We start from the raw sequence: 15,661 nt of genomic DNA, 5'->3' as shown, positions 1-15,661 counted from the left end.
GCCTCACAGGTCCATGCCGTCATTGGGGTCGAGCGAGACCTGGCGGGCGACGCCCTGCATGAGTCCGGTCATGCGCCGGTTGCGGGTGGCCGTATCCTCCATCTCGTCGTCACGGTCGAAATCGATCTCGAATTCGTTCTCGACCGGAGGCGCCTTCTCGACCGGCCTCACCCGGTTGAGCTCGGGTTGCTGGCGACGCTCGGATTCGGTCGGATCATCATCAGCAGCTTCCATTCCTGGCCCTGCCTCCACGGCCTGGGGGCGAGCTGGCACCGGCAGCATCGTCCAATCATCGGGTCCGGGGTGCTTCGGCCTGTGAAGCGCTGGCGGCGGCAGGATGCGTTCCTGGAACCGGGCATCCTCATAGTAGCGCGCCTTCTTCGCCCGGATCGGCGGGGTGCCGGCGACCATGACGATCTCGTCGGTGGGCGGAAGCTGCATCACCTCGCCGGGGGTGAGCAGCGGCCGGGCGGTTTCCGAGCGCGACACCATCAGGTGGCCGAGCCAGGGCGAGAGCCGGTGGCCGGCATAGTTCTTCATCGCCTTCATCTCGGTCGCGGTGCCGAGCGCGTCAGACACGCGCTTGGCAGTGCGCTCGTCGTTGGTGGCGAAGCTGACGCGCACATGGCAGTTGTCGAGGATCGAGTTGTTGGCGCCGTAGGCCTTCTCGATCTGGTTCAGCGACTGGGCGATCAGGAAGCTTTTGAGGCCATAGCCCGCCATGAAGGCCAGCGCCGACTCGAAGAAGTCGAGACGGCCGAGTGCCGGAAACTCATCGAGCATCAGCAAGAGGCGATGACGGCCGGCCTTGGCCTGGAGGTCTTCGGTCAGGCGGCGGCCGACCTGATTGAGGATAAGGCGGATGAGTGGCTTGGTGCGGTTGATGTCGGAGGGCGGCACGACGAGGTAGAGCGTCGTCGGGTGTCTCGCCGTCACGATGTCGCCGATCCGCCAGTCGCAACGCCGCGTCACCTCGGCGACGACAGGATCGCGGTAGAGGCCGAGGAAGGACATGGCGGTGGAGAGCACGCCCGAGCGCTCGTTGTCCGACTTGTTGAGCAGCTCGCGCGCGGCGCTCGCGATGACCGGGTGCGGACCGGCATCACCGAGATGCGCCGTCTTCATCATCGCGGCGAGCGTCGACTCGATCGGCCGCTTGGGGTCCGACAGGAAGGCGGCGACGCCGGCCAGCGTCTTGTCGGTCTCGGCGTAGAGGACATGCAAGATGGCGCCAACCAGAAGCGCGTGGCTGGTCTTCTCCCAATGGTTCCGCTTCTCCAGCGAGCCTTCCGGGTCGACCAGGATGTCGGCGATGTTCTGAACGTCGCGCACCTCCCATTCGCCGCGCCGGACCTCCAGCAGCGGATTATAGGCCGACGACTTCGCATTGGTCGGATCGAACAGCAGCACGCGGCCATGCCGGGCGCGGAAGCCGGCGGTGAGCTGCCAGTTCTCGCCCTTGATGTCGTGGACGATGGCCGAGCCAGGCCAGGTCAGCAGTGAGGGAACGACGAGGCCGACGCCCTTTCCGGACCGGGTCGGCGCAAAGCACAGCACATGCTCCGGTCCGTCATGACGGAGATAGTCGCGATCGAGCTTGCCGAGCACGACGCCATCTGCGCCGAGCAGGCCGGCGGCTTTCACTTCCTCCGTCCCGGCCCATCGCGCCGAGCCGTAGGTCTCGACCTTCTTCGCCTCGCGCGCCCGCCAGACCGACATGCCGATCGCAACAGCGACCGCGATGAAGCCGCCCGAGGCCGCGATGAACGCACCGCGCACGAAAATCTCCGCCGCATAGGCGTCATAGAAGTACCACCACCAGAAGAAGGATGGCGGCAGGTAGAGCGGCCAGCCGAGGATCGTGAACCAGGGCGGGCCGAGCTGCGCCTGAAACCCGAGCCTCCAGGCGACGTACTCGGTCGCGCCCCAGGTGGTGGCGAGGACAATCAGGAGAACGGTGAGGATCTGACCCCAGAGGATCTTGGTGCCTGACACGATGGCAGTCCTTTCGTGGGTGGGAGGAAGGGTTCAAAGGCCGAGGCCGCGCTTGCGGCCGAAGCTCCAGTCGATGCCGCCGTCGTCGCGGGCGACACCGGAGACGTGTTTGCCGAGCTGCTTCTCGAGTGCGGGCGTCCAGGGCACGAGCTGGAAGCCCATGCCGTCGTCGAGCATGGCGAAGCGGCCGGAGGCGAGCGTGAGGCGCTGGCGGTAGGTGCCGGCGACGTACTCGCCGCTGCCGGCGCGATTGAACGGCAGCCCGGTCTCGGTCGACAGCTTGTCGCCGAGCGCGTCCAGTTCGCGTCGCCGCAACGTGTCGATCAGATTGCGGCTGAAGGTGACGCGCTGGCCGCTGCGTTCCGCGAACCCCTGCTCGACCAGATGCTGGGCGCGGCGCTCCAGCGCCTGACGCACGTCGGCGCCGAAGCCGCCATCCGCCAGGGCGACGGGTTCCCGAGCGATGTTCTGCCGGTCGAGCCAGGTCGCGCCGGATGCCGTGACCTGTCGATCCAGGTCGAGGTCGGAGCGGACGGCGATGGCGACGCGGCGATTGCCCTTCGCGTCCTCGAAGCGGCGCAGTTCGACGATCGAGCCGGGCGCGCTGTCGCCGGTGGCATCGAGATCAGGGAGCTTGATGTGGTGCGTGCGGCCGTCCACACCGTCGACCACGGCATAGGCGCTGCCCTTCAGCTCGTCGTCGAGACCTCGATCGACCAGCCGGCCGATCACAGGCACGTCCAGGCTCTCGGCCGCGAGCACGTAGCTGGCCGAGCCGCGCTCGATCCCGCGATCGGTGAGCGCGCGGTGCATCCGCTTGATGATGTCGCCGCGCTCACCGAGTTCGCGCAGCACCGCTTCGGCATTCTCCTTGATGTGCCATTGCGCGTTGCCGATCTGGCTGACGACCCCGAGCGTCTCCAGCTTGCGCAGCCGTCCGACCTTGAGCGCGTGGAACTCGTCCGGCTGCACGCCAGCGCGCGGGGCGAGATCGACGATCCGGTCCGGACCGCCGTCGCGGACGAGCTGCCGATCGAGCTGGGTCCAGCGCTCGGCGTCGATCTGGCGTTCGAGCGAGCGGCGGATGTCGAGATCGGTGCGCGGTCCCAGCTCCTGGGTGATCAGGTCCCGCGCCCGGTCGCGCATCCCTTCCTTGATGTAGTCGCGGGCGATGACGAGGTTCTCGCCGTCGTCCCGGACGCCGCGCACGATCAGGTGGACGTGCGGGTGCTCGGTGTTCCAGTGGTCGACAGCCACCCAGTCGAGGCGGGTGCCGAGATCCTTCTCCATCTGCCGGGCCAGATCGCGGGTGAAGGACCGCAGGTCCGCCATCTCCAGCGCGTCGTCGGGCGAGACGATGAAGCGGAAATGGTGCCGATCGTCCTCGCATCGCTCAGCGAAGGCGCCGGCGTCCGCATTGTCGGTGTCGGGACCGAACAGCCGGGCCTTCTCGCCATCGCGGGTGACGCCCTCGCGACGCAGGTAGTTCAGATGCGCGGCGAGCTTGCCGCGCTGCGTCGCGTGGCGGAGGAAGCGGCTCTTCACCACGGCGCCGCGTGAGCGGGATGTGATGATGCGATTGGCCTGGACCGCCGCGCGCTGGCCGCGGCCGAAGCGCGAGCGATTGCCCGCGCCGATCTTGCCGCTCCGGGACACGGTGCCGCCTGCCTTCTGCGTGGCGGCAAGCGCCTGCGCGACGAAGGGTCTGGCCCGCTGGGCCTCGGAGGAGCGGATGCGGCCGGGTCGGACGCGGAAATCGTCCTCCCCGCTCATGGGCAACGCCCCACGCATCGCACCAAGTCCCTGATCGGGCTTGCATTCCATGCCGGTGGCGAGGTGCGATCGGTCTCCGCGCCTCGCGCAATCCCCTGATAACCTCTTGAAAAACCACAACCGACCGACGCCGCACCTCGCGGCCCTTTATCCTGCCCTCGTTCGGTCGCTGTTCCTCCCCCGCCCTTCCAAGCTGCCGAACATTCGCCTTTGCACGCGGAGCCACGCCACCATGCGATCCGCTGAGTGACGGGCCAGTCCGCGCCGGAATTGAGAGCGAACCTCCCCTCATGCCGCTGCTCGACACTCGAAGACCTGCCTCCGGGGGCCATCATGCGCAGGCGGACTCGGCGCGATCGGTCAGCATCGCTGCATCGCTCCGACAGGGTCGAAGCTGCCGGGGCTTTCGCCGTATATGCGCCGGTCGACTGCGCGCGTGAGGTGGAGATCGCATGTCGGCTGCACGCCGTTTGCAGTCCGATGGCGGCAAAGCCGGTGTCGGCGCAGGTCGGCGTCTGCGAGCAGCACGATGCCGGAGCGGCGCTGGGTCGCGCCGCCCCGATCGCGCTGTGGCGGCTCAGCCTGCCGCCGCCAGCTCCCTGTCGAGTGCCGCCTCGCGGGCCGCCAGTTCGGCCTCGGCCGCCCGAAGCTCGGCCGTGATCTGCGCCTTCTCGCGCCGGTCGATGCACGCGTTGAGTTCGGCCCGCAGTTCCTCGATGTGCTGATAGAGCGCCATGGTCGCCTCCTGTTTCGTGAAAGACAGGAGCGACGCCCGGTGCGGCGCGGAGCGGGTCAGGGATCGCGTCAGCGACCGCGAAGCGGCGACAGGGGCAACGATTTTGCGCAGCAAAATGGTGGGACCCTGTCGTCCTTGACGCGCTCCGTGCCGTACCGGACCCTGGGCATGTCTGAGCAGACAGCCTTGTCCCCGACGCCAGCCGCGGGCTCATCGAACCTCTCCGCGGTCGGGACGCTCGACGAACAGGCCGCCGACCTGCGGCACGATCGCCGAGAGATCGCGCACCAGCGCGGCGACCGGCGTCTCGTCCTCTCCCGTTCCGGCCTGGACCTGACCCGCTGTCGGCCGACCCTTGCCGCGCACGGCGAAGAGCGATGCGCGCGTCCAGGCGGACGGATCGGCGTTCGCGAAGCGAGGCGGCCGCGTGCGCCCCGGCGCGCCGACCGCTGATGCCAGTACCGCGACATAGGCCCTCGTTTCTGCCGGCAGTGCGCGGCCGAGAAGCGAGGCTTCGTATCGCCCCGGTCCCGCGTTGTAGGCGGCGAGGAAGCCCGGAGAGCCGTAGCGGTCGTACAGCTCACGCAGATAGGCCGCGCCGGCGAGGATGTTGGCGCGGGGGTCGTAGGGATCGCTGCCGAGCGCATGACGGGCGCGCAGATCCGCCCAGGTTTCGGGCATGATCTGCATGAGCCCCATCGCGCCCTTCGGTGAGGTCGCACGCGGGTTGCCGCGGCTCTCCACCCGCATCACGGCGCGGATCCAGGCTTCTGGAATGCGAAAGCGCTGCGCCGCGATCGTGATGTGACCGGCATAGGGATCGCGCAGCCCCTGCGCGGCGGCCGACGCGGCGATCGTCGCCGATGGCACGGCCACAGCGCAGACTGGAAGGCCGGAAAGGAGAAGGGCGACGATGCGCCTGGTGACGCGGGGCGACCGCGTGGCCGAGCTGGTGCGGAGCGGCGGCATGGTTCAACCCCGCTCCGCGTTTCGCGGTGTGCGGCTCCAGTGCAACGACCATGCGTCTCCATGCTCCTCGTCGCGGAACAGATGGGCGCGGATCGGAGCGAGAAAGGCCGGATCGTCGAGGATGATCGCGACGTACTCCCCCGCGCGCTCGCCGGTGCGTTTCCAGCCGGCACCGATCTCCGGGCCTTGGTCATCGCCGACATGGACGCGATAGTCCGGAGCGTTCTCGGCCTCCGACGGCTCGGCCGGAACGAGAGTGATTTCGCGGTACAGGGTGAAGGTGTGGATGCGGCCGACGAAGCCCGTGGCTTCGCGCGCAAAGGTGCCGATCTTCGACATGAAGAACCTCATTCGAACGGATTGTGGATGAGAGGACGCGTCGGTCCGGACGCTCAGCGTGACACCGCCGCGCGCCAGACGAAGTGGCCGTCGGCCTGTTCGTCGGTGTAGAGCGGCGTCGCCTTGCCGATGACGGTCCGCGCGGGGACCGGGCCGAAGTAGCGACCGTCCATGCTGTCGGGCACGGACGGGTTCATCAGGAAGATCTCGCCCTTCGCGACGCGGCGGCAGCCGCGCCAGACGGGCAGTTCCCGCCCGCGCCGGTCGCGGGCCAGCGCGTCCCCGAGCGGCACGGCATCGACGGTGACGGTGCTGCCGGACCGGCAGACTTCCTGTCCGGGAAGGCCCATGACGCGCTTCATCAGCGGCACACCGCGCCCGATATAGCCGCGTTCGACCATGAAATCTGCGAGCGGCTTGTCCGGCATGACGGCGACCAGATCGCCGACGGTCAAATCGCGGGGCGGATCCAGATCGTAGAGTCCGATCGGCACGCTGGCCGACGCGTTCCAGACGAGCCGCAGCGGCGTCGGCACGAAGGAGGCGATGGCGATGCCCATCGTCGCGAAATACGTCGTCATGACATAGCCGAAGCGGGTCATGCCTCGGCCTCCCGCCGCTTGAGCCACGCCTGATGGCGTTCCGCCGTGTAAGGGCGCGGCTCGTGACCGGCGCTCAGTCGGCTGGCGACATGGCGCCAGTGATCCGGGGCGACCTCGTGCGGTTCGATGCCGGCAGCTTCCACGGCATCGACGTGGTGAAGCACGCGTTCGACCTTGGGCCAGCTCTCGATCTTCAAGAGAATGTCGCCGCCCGGACGCACGAAGGGGAGCGTCTGGTAGGGCTCTCCCGGCGCGACGGCGCGCACGATGTCGATGCGCGAGATGACGGTGCCGAAGTCATTGGCGGCCCAGCGCACGAAGGCGAAGATGCTGCCGGGCCGATAGGAAAGGACGCGCCGACGGCGATCGAGAATCGTCTCACGCGCCTCGCGGCCGAACCTGATCCAGTTCTCGATTCGCTTCTCGATATGCGTCAGTTCGACATGGGTGAGATCGTCGGTGGAATGGGCGCGCGGCGGCGAATCGCCGAGCGCGCGGGGCACCGCGGCGCTGGTCATGACGGGTCTCCTTCCGAGGTTTGGGGAAATTCGCGCGCGAGAAGGTCGCGCAGCATGTCGGCGACGGTGATGCCGCGCCGGAAGGCGGCGATCTTAATCCGGCCGCGTAGCTCGGGCGTCACGTCGATGGTCAGCCGGGCGGTGAACCCGTCGGTCTCACGATCGCGCCGCGCGGGTCCGGCCGCCTTAATCCATTGTTCGGGATCGCCGGGGCGGGCGGCGAAGCCACGGCGGCGGGCGGGCTCGCTCATGGTGCCCTCCCCACGCCGAGGGCGTCGATCGCTCGTGTCAGGGCTGCGATCTCGCGCGTAGCGGGCGTGTCGTCGTCCAGTTCGGACACCAGGCGGCCGGACTGTGCAGCGACCGCGAAGGCGACGCGTTGGCCGACGGTGGCGGTGAGCACCGGCGGGTCGTGATCGGCCAGCGTCTCGGCCGTCTCGCGGGCGAGCACGGTTCGTGCACCGCAGCGGTTCAGCACGAAGCGGGCGGTGAGCTCCGGCCGGTAGATGCGCGCCTCGGTAAGGAGTGCGAGCATCTCCGCCGAGGCCCAGCCATCGAGCGGCGATGGCTGCACGGGGATCAGCACCAGGTCGGCGGCGAGCAGCGCCGACCGCATGAGTGCGGCGACACGCGGCGGGCCATCGATGACGATGTGATCGACGTCACGGGCGAGCTCGGGCGCTTCCCGGTGCAGCGTGTCGCGCGCGAGACCGATCACACCGAACGTGCGATCCAGCCCCTCGCGGGCGCGCTGCTGCGACCAGTCCAGCGCCGAGCCTTGCGGGTCTGCGTCGATCAGGGTGACGCGCCTGCCGTGCCGCGCCCACTCGCCTGCCAGATTCAAAGCCAGCGTCGTCTTGCCGACGCCGCCCTTCTGATTGAGCAAGGCGATGATCATCGGTTGCCTCCCTTGGAGAGGGAGCGAACCGAGAAGCTTCGCGCGACATCCTGGACGAGTTTGTCCACATCGCCGGGCGCAACAAAAATATTAGATTCTCTATTAGACTCTCTATTACGGGTCGGATTCGCGCTGTCGTTCCAAAGTGTTAACTGCGATCCGTGCGTGTGATCTCCCGATCGACTTGCGTGTGATCTCCCGATACCCGGTGCGTGTGATCTCCCGATGGGATCCACAGGCTTGTCCACAGGCCGACCCGCCGCGGCGGCCGGCAGGATGCGGAGCAATTCGCGCCGGTCCTCGCGTTCGAGGATGAGGCGATAGCCCGGCAGCGGCTGCCGCGCGGTGAGCCGGCGAAGCTGGAGGGCGAAATCCGAGAAGCGCGCGAGGCTGCCCGATTTCTCGTGCAGGTGACGCAGCTCGAAGAGCCAGCCGGTCGGCTGATGGCCGGCGTGCTTGCGCGCGACGCGGTAGAGCCAGCGCTCGATCCCGCCGGTCAGGCTGAAATAGGTCGGGTCGATGGTGAGGACGAGCGAGCGGTCGACGACGCCGCGATAGAACCAGTCGGGAAGGACCATCTCCATCCCTTCGGTTCGGCCGTCGCGGGTGGAGCACTCCTCCCACTCGTTGATCCAGGAGAACTGATGGCGCCGCCAGCGGACATCGTGCCGGATCGTCGTGCGCACCGCGGTCGACTGGAGGCGAACCAGCGCGTCCTTCAACAGCTTGTAGTCGCTCGCGCCGGTCGCCCGGCCGATAGAAGTGAGAAGCTGAAAGGGCGTGAAGCGCAGGAAGCGCGAGGTCTTGAGACCAGCAGTTTCCGCTTCCACGATCTGGCTTGCGGCCCAGATCAGGATGTCCGCGTCCCAGATCGTCGCCATGCCGTGCTCGGCGACGGCATGGACCTCGACGCGCACGTCGCCGGCGGCATAGAGGATCGGGGTGACCCGCTTCGACTTGGCGAGCGAGAAGAACGGACGCTCCATCAGGTCGCGCTGATCGCGCGGCGAGGCGTCGCCGGTGGCGATGACGAACGGGTCGAGTCGCGCCCGTTCGCTGCCGGCGAGGAGATCTCGGCGGGACATCGGCGAACCGCTCAGCGGCCGTAGCGCGGCGGCGTCGCCGGCGGGAGGTCAGGCTGCGGCTTGGCGGCGAGAACGGAACCGCGCGGATCGGAGGTTGACGTGACCGTTCCGCGAGCCACCCAGGCTTCGAGATCCTCGATGGCGTAGACGACGACACCACCGAGTTTCCGATAGGCCGGGCCGGTGCCGTAAGTACGGTGCTTCTCCAGCGTCCGGCCCGACAGGCCGACATAGCGGGCGGCGTCAGGGGTGCGCAGATAGTGCGGCGCGAGTTTGGTCGGCGGCATGGGCATAGGAAAGGCCTCCATGGTCTCGGGGGTGGCCGCTGGCGAAGAGCGGCGAACGGAGGCCAGGATGGCGGAGTGGTGCGGCGGGGGTGGATGGGGAAATATGGATCGCTAAATTCCCATCCCGCCGCCCGATCAGACGTGTCAGGGTCGGCGCCGATGACGAAAGAGTTTGCGATAGCTGCCGGCGATCAAGGCGCGACCTCGGGCGACGAGTTCGATCGCTTCGGTGCGCAGAGGAGAACTGTCCCAATCGGGCTCTTCGGCCACGCGCCGGGGACCGTGCAGGGCTTCCGCGATCTCGCGATAGGTGGCGCCGTGCGCGCGAGCGTCGGCGGCGCGCAGTTCGCGCGGAATGCGCCAGCGTCGGAGCTCTGTCAGGCGCGTGTCGGGCGCAGGGAGGCCCTGCAAAGCTTTTTGGAAACGGAAGATGGCGTCAACACGGTCGCGAGCGTCCGCGCCGAGCGGAACCAGCGCCGCAAGCGGCAGCTCCGAGGCCGCGCCCGGAAGCAGGAGGAGCGGTATCTCGGATTGACCGGCCCGATGCCGGGCGAACCGGCCCTCACTGCCATCGCGGATATCGGTAAGCGTCAATAGGATGGTGGATTGATCGTGCGATGAAACGGGTGACGGGACGAGGATCAGGACGGCCGGATCGATGTCCGGAGTCCAGTGGATCGCCTGTTCAAGGCTGGAGCGGCTGGGACGGGCGACGAAATCGCAACCCCCAGCGACGGGAGACGACCAGATCGCCGTCCGAGTCCTTGTCGTCTGCCCGGAGCTGTCGCCTTGCGTCATCCTGATAGGATGGGTTGCGGCGGAGACATTCCCAGGCGAGGTCTTCGACCGATAAGGTATCCATATATTCGTAAGCGCCGTTGTCGCGCCAATGCGACGTATCCGGTTTCATCTATCCTCTCCCGTACTCACAAGTCTTACGCTTGCTAGGTCGAGAAGGATTCCGCGCAATCTTACCGTTGGGAAGTCCCTGTTTCGGCATCACCCGTTGCCGGCAGGGCATCACCCTCAGTGCATCGCAAGGCGCAGCAGATGGCGATAGCCGGTGTGCGTCATCCAGCGGGCACGCGCGAGATGGCGGTCATAGACGCTCCGGGCGCGGTCGGGTTCGACGTCGGGATCGAGCGCGAAAAGAACCTCGACCGCCTCGGTCCAGTCTGCACCGTCGGCGACAGAGTCGAGGAGGCGCATGTAGAGCACCATGTGCGCCCGATCATACTCTGTGAGAACCTCGCTCTGCGGAGGTTCATCGAGGAAATCTTTTGCAGTCATGGCGATCTCCATGGAAGGTGGTCGCCTGGACCGAGCCTTCATTAACCATACAGGCAATCGGCCTCCCTGTAGAGAGCTTTCAGGATGGCATCGTCCGTTGCCGCTATGGCATCCCGCGCCGCAATTTACATACTATAGTTCATAAACTCAAAGTATGTAATTGGGCGAGCGTGCGCCGATGGACATGCGCACGCTCGTCGGACGGAATTTTGCGCGCCTGCGGAAGGAAAAGGGCCTTACGCAGGAGCAGATTGAGGCGCGCTCTGGCTTCAGCCAGCAATATCTGAGTAATCTCGAGAACGGGCGGCGGAACCCGACGGTGATCACGCTTTACGAGCTGGCTGAAGCACTCGGGGTCGAGCATATAGAATTGGTTCGTCCCGACGAGGAAGCACTGACCCAGTACCGAGAAAGACGATCCAGGCCCCACGCGCGCTGAGCGGTCCCGCCCGGCGTGTGCCGGGCGGGACGTCGCGGCTGGGCTCAGTCCCGCCGGCCGTTGGGGCGGGACCAGATCAGCGTGTAGCCCTTGCCGTCCTCGTCGTCGAACAGATTGGCGTAGATGGGGGCGGTGAAGCTCGGGTCGTCGAGCTTGAGGCTGAGATAGTCGCGGCCCTCGTTGGAGCGCTTGGTCCAGGCGGCTCCGATCTCGGCGCGTCCGACATAGACGCGGTGGCTGGGGGCGTTCTCGCCGGCGGCACGGTCGTCGCGGAGGATGCGGACGTTGCGGGCCTGGACCGAGAGGGTGACGATCTCGCCGATGAAGCCGGTGTCGATTGCGGTGAAGGTGCCGATGTTCGCCATGGGAAATCTCCGTTCGTTCCGTTTTCGAGCCCGCACCATTGCGGCCTCGATGGCGATCGACAGGCCGGGGGCGACCGACGGCGCACCTGCCCCGGGGTCCCCGCACGGCCTGCCGTGCGGGGTGGGATCGCAGGCCGAAGCAACGCGGAGGACGGCGTGGAAGCGTCTTTCTTGCCTCGCGAGGAATGGGCGGTCCGGGGTCCCCGCGCGGCTTGCCGCGTGGGGTGGCCCCCAGGGGAAGAAAGTCGCGATGCGCCGTTGCGCATAGGCGGTCGAGGCGTCAGCCGACCCTCGGCCAGATCAGGCCATTGCAGAGGCCGTTTGGTGCGCTCGATCCATGAGGTGCGAGCGGATGACCGTGGTGAGGCTCGGCCTACGACAGACGCATGCAACCGGCTGGCGGCATGACCTCACCCCGTCCTGGGCGACTTCGACGGTGTACCCATGATCGCTGCCACTCAGAACGCCAACCGCACGCGCCGGTCCGATGGGCAAGCCGCGTGGTGCCGACGCTGCGGCAGACGAAAGAGACCGATCAGGCAGACGATCTGGTCACCCACCCGCTATCGCTGCCCTTTGCCCACTCTGTTCGATGACGAAGAGAGCGTGCAACTCGCTGGCTGTCCTTCCTACAGCCGTGGGACGACCATCATGCAGGCGCCCCCGCCCGGCGCGCGCCGGGTGGGACCGCCCGCTGGCAGCCCTGCAAATCTGTCGGAACACGGAGACGTCGATCGCGATCACGCTGATGGCCGCAAGGGCAATCCGCCACCCTTCAGAGGATATGGTGTCGCGATCCCTTCGACTTAATGATAGCTGGCGATGACGGCCAGATCACGCTGCAACTCCCGAGCTTGGCATATAGCGGGCAGACGACCGTGGCCAATTGTGGTTTCGCCAGTGGATCGTCACCCGACAGGGCCGAGACCGCTTGCGGGCTCGGGGAGCGAAGCGACTAGAGCCGCGGTGCCGCCCCCGGCGGCAGGCGCCTGATGCAATGCCGGCGGTCCAAGAAAAGGAGCTTGCTCCCTATGGGATTATTCCGCCGCGGGACCAGGACCGCTCGCGGCATCCGGGAGCACCGCGATCGGACCTGCGGCTTGATCCGCGGCAGGCGCCGGCTTCGGTGTGGGATTGGGAAACGGGTGCGTGTGTGGCCCTAGCCCACCAAGCCGTGCGACAGTTTCGGCTGTGACGTGCTGCTGCAGTCCATGCACTGGGGCCGCCTGGGTGCCGTAACGAGCGAAATGCGGTCTGATGAGATCGAATCCACGCGAGTCGCCTGATTCGAAATGGCGGAAGATCCAGTAAGCGACCAGATCTGCCATTTGGATCAAGCGGGACGCCTTGGAGTCGAGGAAGAGCGGAACTTCCGCAAAATTCCTCAGCCGACCCGTAGCATGACCGATGTGCTTGAAGACATGGGACAGGGTCTGAATCGTTTCCTCGTAATTGCTCTTGTCCAGGATCACCAAGCCGCGCTGTGGATCCTTCTTGTAATAGAGCGACTTCAAAAATCCATCGAAGCAGTTTGCTACATCTTCAAATGCACTCGCTAAGATATCTTCCGGCCTGAAGAGCTTTTTTTCTATCACGCAGGCATAGACTTTAAGTTTTAGCTGACGGTCCGACAACAAGCTCAGGATATCAACCACGGCCTGAACGCGATCTTGGGGTGGAATGCCCTTCCACTCGTCCTTACCCGAACGCATCGGACTGCCGTGAAACTCGATATCGCGGGGATTGGTCGCGCTGAAGCGCGCCGCGACAGGATCGATTTGGCCTTCCAGCCAATGCGTTTGCCGCTCGAAGATGCTGAAGCCAGCGAGCACGAAGAAATTCGTGTTGGGATCATGTGCGTGACCGGACTCATCCAGGTAAAGTAGGTGCACCGATCCCTCGAAACAAAAAGCGGACCACGAAGGGTCCGCTTTGATCTTACTGCAAATGGGTAAGCCAGGTGAAACAATCGTTCAGCGCACCGACGGATCAGCACTCCCGGCTTGTGCCACCTACGTACAGCTTGCGTTCCGAAATTTCAAGAGGAGCAACTCGCAAAGATGCTCTGGCTGGCATAGGTGAACCGGCCGTGTTCCCGGCTGGACGCCCAGTTGCCAGCCCTGCGACTCGCAGGAAGGCAGAAGCGCCGACCGCGGCCGCGCCGATGATCGAGAACGTGATCTGCCAGAATTCCGAGGGCATGGTGTGCTTCACGATCCCGTGGACCGCATGATAGCCGGCGATGACGGCTGGCGCGACGAACACGGCGGCGATGGCGAGCTTGGCCCATAGAGGCCGAACGATCGCCAGCAGCACTTGGCCAAGGCCGAATGTCAGCGCGGCGGCGACCAGGCCGACGAGCACCGCGCCGAGCCAGCCGGCGCCGGTGTGCCAGGCCCAGGTGCCGGCGCTGACGCCGAGCAAGAAAGGCAACGCGAAGACGGCGAGCGTGAACAGCAGCCAGCATAGGAAGCCGATTGCAGCTAGACTGAGGATGGCGAGAAGGATCATGGTGGCGTCTCCGTGAAACAAGGTTTGACGGTCGCGCCTCCACCACCACCACGGCGCATTGTGTCGTATAGCAGAAAGCGAAGGGTGGCGGGAGTGCGAAATCCGGCTGTGCGACCGCCGGACTGCTTTGAAGGCCGCGCCGTCATGGTGCGAACGGGTCGATCTCAGCCACAACGTCGGCGTCGCCGTCGAAGTCGCCTGCCGGGACCACCGAGAGGCTGCCGTCGCCCGCCCGGAAGATGACGATCACCGTGAGGAGGCTGGCGGCGAGGCTGGATGCGAAGGCGTAGGCGTCGCTGAGGGACATCGGATCGGCTCCTGTGGGAGCGGAGGACCATCCCCCGCTGACAGGCGCCCGAAGTGTTCGACCGGGGACCGCAATCACCGCGATGGGTGAAGCCCGAGCGGCGGCACGCGGAGCGTAGCCGACCCTTTACGGGTTGATGGCGTCAGGTTCCCGGTGGGACCAAGGATCAGCGCAAGTCGAGGGGGAATGGTCTTCCTACCGGAGCGGAAGTATCCCTGACCTCGCTCAGCGGCGTGTCTGCTATGCTTTCCTCCTCAACCGCAATGATCGAGAGGCGGTGATATGCAACACGAACGGGCGCTGGCGCTTGCAAAAGTCCGGCACGGGTACGTCAGTGGACTTCGCGGGTAACTAGGTGAGCGAACCGGGGTCGACGCTAATGAAGACCGGAGGAGGCAACTGGCAGGCGATGTTGCGCCACCCGACGTTCTGGGTCGCGGTCTTTTCGGTCTGCGCAGTTCTTCCTTCGAACGCCTCGGCCGAGAGGGGGAGGATCGTGTGGGTCATCGACGGGGATACGTTTCGTATGGCTGATGGCGAACGGATCCGGATCGCGGGGATCGATGCGGCCGAGACAGATCCTGCACATGCCAAATGTGCCGCAGAGATCGTGATCGGTAAGAAGGCGACCGCCGAGGCTATCAGCCTTCTGAAAGGCCGAACGGTCGACTTCGAGCGCGTGGGGCGTAGCTATCGGCGGACAGTCGCACGCGTACGGCTGGAGGGACGCGACCTTAGCGGCGACTTGGTTGCAAAGGGCATCGCTCGTCCTTGGGCAAAGGGACGTCCCAAGCCGGATTGGTGCGGTTAAATCAAAGCAACCTCGCTGCCGTCGGCTTGGGTCACAGTCGCAAAGGCTGCTCTGATGCGAGGAAACGCTCGGTGAAACAGACCGGAACGCGATGCGACGGCGAGAATGGCGTGAGCCGGATGTGGTCGAAACGGCAGCTTGAGCCGACGCGCAGCGAGCTTTATGCTTACTCCCCTACGGTGTTCGTAGCAGGGCGTGGAAACCCTGGAGGTTAGGAGCCAAGCTCGGTCAACCGGGTGGCGGACGCGTATGTCCAGGCCACCCGGCTAAAGGCGTTCGCGCCTAGCCTAACCTAGGTTTCCAACACCCGGTTCTTGAGCGACGACGCACCTCACGGTGCGTCGGCGGCTCCTGGTGGGGTGGCGACAATGACAAATCAGTTTCGTGACCTAGACGCGGCAATGGAGTTGATTGAGCGAGCTGCCGCGATCCTTGATGCAGCCGGCGATTGGATTTCTGCACTAAGACTTCGCGGAACTGGAGCGTTGATCCGCGACGATCAGTCATCGGCAAATCATGAGCGGCTGCAATCGCCGTTAATGCTTATGCGACTAGCGCTCGTCAGCCTTGAACAGGTGGGCGAAGGCGTGTCGGCAGCGGCTTGCCAGCTTCAATCCGCGATCGACTCAGCCCGCGGCCGGACGTCCGCGCATGGCGAAGAAGTGAACGTCGAGATCTTGAACGGACTTCTTCGGTCGCCCTTGCGCTAGTTCTTGTCGCTCATCTCGGTCGGAAA

21 protein-coding genes are annotated in these 15,661 nt (G+C 65.9%); 3 read left to right on the top strand and 18 right to left on the bottom strand.

Going from position 1 to position 15,661, the window contains the following annotated elements; translation table 11 throughout:
• Window positions 1-3: 3 nt before the first annotated feature.
• From BMX61_RS19015 to BMX61_RS18950, 14 genes are all read right to left on the bottom strand, one after another.
• The gene (locus BMX61_RS19015; protein ID WP_075628753.1) at window positions 4-1,995 is read right to left on the bottom strand and encodes a conjugal transfer protein TraG; all 1,992 of its coding nucleotides are present in this window, start codon (window positions 1,993-1,995) and stop codon (window positions 4-6) included.
• A gap of 33 nt (window positions 1,996-2,028) precedes the next feature.
• Window positions 2,029-3,768, bottom strand: coding sequence for a relaxase/mobilization nuclease domain-containing protein (locus BMX61_RS19010; RefSeq protein WP_075628754.1), 1,740 nt, complete (start codon window positions 3,766-3,768; stop codon window positions 2,029-2,031).
• A gap of 577 nt (window positions 3,769-4,345) precedes the next feature.
• Window positions 4,346-4,504, bottom strand: a complete 159-nt coding sequence (locus BMX61_RS24795; RefSeq protein ID WP_170854979.1) for a hypothetical protein — start codon at window positions 4,502-4,504, stop codon at window positions 4,346-4,348.
• Between the two features lie 210 nt (window positions 4,505-4,714).
• Window positions 4,715-5,473, bottom strand: a complete 759-nt coding sequence (locus BMX61_RS19000) for a lytic transglycosylase domain-containing protein (RefSeq protein ID WP_075628756.1) — start codon at window positions 5,471-5,473, stop codon at window positions 4,715-4,717.
• Window positions 5,474-5,476: 3 nt separating this feature from the next.
• The gene (locus BMX61_RS18995; RefSeq protein WP_075628757.1) at window positions 5,477-5,812 is read right to left on the bottom strand and encodes a DUF736 domain-containing protein; all 336 of its coding nucleotides are present in this window, start codon (window positions 5,810-5,812) and stop codon (window positions 5,477-5,479) included.
• A gap of 53 nt (window positions 5,813-5,865) precedes the next feature.
• Entirely contained in the window at window positions 5,866-6,414 is a 549-nt protein-coding gene (gene traF / locus BMX61_RS18990) for a conjugative transfer signal peptidase TraF (RefSeq protein WP_075628758.1), read from the bottom strand.
• Window positions 6,411-6,932 (bottom strand): DUF2840 domain-containing protein, encoded by a 522-nt coding sequence (locus BMX61_RS18985; RefSeq protein ID WP_075628759.1) that lies wholly within the window; start codon window positions 6,930-6,932, stop codon window positions 6,411-6,413. Before BMX61_RS18985 ends, traF begins: the two co-directional genes overlap by 4 nt.
• Complete coding sequence (locus BMX61_RS18980) at window positions 6,929-7,183, bottom strand: ribbon-helix-helix protein (protein WP_075628760.1); 255 nt, start codon at window positions 7,181-7,183, stop codon at window positions 6,929-6,931. Before BMX61_RS18980 ends, BMX61_RS18985 begins: the two co-directional genes overlap by 4 nt.
• On the bottom strand, window positions 7,180-7,830 hold the full coding sequence (gene parA / locus BMX61_RS18975; protein ID WP_075628799.1) for a ParA family partition ATPase: 651 nt from the start codon (window positions 7,828-7,830) through the stop codon (window positions 7,180-7,182). The genes BMX61_RS18980 and parA overlap by 4 nt, the downstream gene beginning before the upstream one ends.
• Complete coding sequence (locus BMX61_RS18970) at window positions 7,827-8,915, bottom strand: replication initiator protein A (protein ID WP_092742927.1); 1,089 nt, start codon at window positions 8,913-8,915, stop codon at window positions 7,827-7,829. The genes parA and BMX61_RS18970 overlap by 4 nt, the downstream gene beginning before the upstream one ends.
• Before the next feature lie 11 nt (window positions 8,916-8,926).
• Complete coding sequence (locus tag BMX61_RS18965) at window positions 8,927-9,208, bottom strand: helix-turn-helix transcriptional regulator (protein WP_407703799.1); 282 nt, start codon at window positions 9,206-9,208, stop codon at window positions 8,927-8,929.
• 138 nt (window positions 9,209-9,346) lie between these two features.
• Window positions 9,347-9,796, bottom strand: a complete 450-nt coding sequence (locus tag BMX61_RS25350; RefSeq protein WP_234801475.1) for a DUF2285 domain-containing protein — start codon at window positions 9,794-9,796, stop codon at window positions 9,347-9,349.
• 91 nt (window positions 9,797-9,887) lie between these two features.
• Window positions 9,888-10,064: a transcriptional regulator domain-containing protein gene (locus tag BMX61_RS25120; protein ID WP_234794742.1), complete on the bottom strand. Its 177-nt coding sequence runs from the start codon at window positions 10,062-10,064 to the stop codon at window positions 9,888-9,890.
• Between the two features lie 164 nt (window positions 10,065-10,228).
• Window positions 10,229-10,504 carry a DNA -binding domain-containing protein gene (locus BMX61_RS18950; protein ID WP_210186296.1) on the bottom strand — a complete coding sequence of 92 codons (276 nt, stop codon included), beginning with the start codon at window positions 10,502-10,504 and terminating at the stop codon, window positions 10,229-10,231.
• Window positions 10,505-10,670: 166 nt separating this feature from the next.
• Between BMX61_RS18950 and BMX61_RS18945 the strand changes: the two genes are divergently transcribed.
• Window positions 10,671-10,931, top strand: a complete 261-nt coding sequence (locus BMX61_RS18945) for a helix-turn-helix domain-containing protein (RefSeq protein WP_075628762.1) — start codon at window positions 10,671-10,673, stop codon at window positions 10,929-10,931.
• Between the two features lie 44 nt (window positions 10,932-10,975).
• On the opposite strand, the gene BMX61_RS18940 is transcribed toward BMX61_RS18945, so the two are convergent.
• The 4 genes from BMX61_RS18940 to BMX61_RS24790 all read right to left on the bottom strand — a co-directional run bounded on the left by BMX61_RS18940 (window position 10,976) and on the right by BMX61_RS24790 (window position 14,114).
• Window positions 10,976-11,296, bottom strand: coding sequence for a DUF736 domain-containing protein (locus BMX61_RS18940; protein ID WP_075628763.1), 321 nt, complete (start codon window positions 11,294-11,296; stop codon window positions 10,976-10,978).
• 1,037 nt (window positions 11,297-12,333) lie between these two features.
• A complete protein-coding gene (locus tag BMX61_RS18935) occupies window positions 12,334-13,188 on the bottom strand; it encodes a DUF3800 domain-containing protein (protein WP_083639548.1) in 855 nt (284 codons plus the stop codon).
• Between the two features lie 97 nt (window positions 13,189-13,285).
• A complete protein-coding gene (locus BMX61_RS18930; protein WP_456119710.1) occupies window positions 13,286-13,807 on the bottom strand; it encodes a hypothetical protein in 522 nt (173 codons plus the stop codon).
• Between the two features lie 142 nt (window positions 13,808-13,949).
• On the bottom strand, window positions 13,950-14,114 hold the full coding sequence (locus tag BMX61_RS24790; RefSeq protein ID WP_170854978.1) for a hypothetical protein: 165 nt from the start codon (window positions 14,112-14,114) through the stop codon (window positions 13,950-13,952).
• A gap of 379 nt (window positions 14,115-14,493) precedes the next feature.
• Here BMX61_RS24790 and BMX61_RS18925 point away from each other — a divergent pair, with 379 nt between their 5' ends.
• Together BMX61_RS18925 and BMX61_RS18920 are read left to right on the top strand one after the other, a co-directional pair.
• Window positions 14,494-14,925, top strand: a complete 432-nt coding sequence (locus BMX61_RS18925) for a thermonuclease family protein (RefSeq protein ID WP_210186294.1) — start codon at window positions 14,494-14,496, stop codon at window positions 14,923-14,925.
• 368 nt (window positions 14,926-15,293) lie between these two features.
• Entirely contained in the window at window positions 15,294-15,635 is a 342-nt protein-coding gene (locus BMX61_RS18920; protein WP_139198961.1) for a hypothetical protein, read from the top strand.
• The last annotated feature ends 26 nt before the right edge of the window (window positions 15,636-15,661 follow it).

It is taken from the genome of Xaviernesmea oryzae, from assembly GCF_900109605.1.
GTDB lineage: Bacteria > Pseudomonadota > Alphaproteobacteria > Rhizobiales > Rhizobiaceae > Xaviernesmea > Xaviernesmea oryzae.
This window is presented reverse-complemented; position numbering and strand designations above follow the sequence as displayed.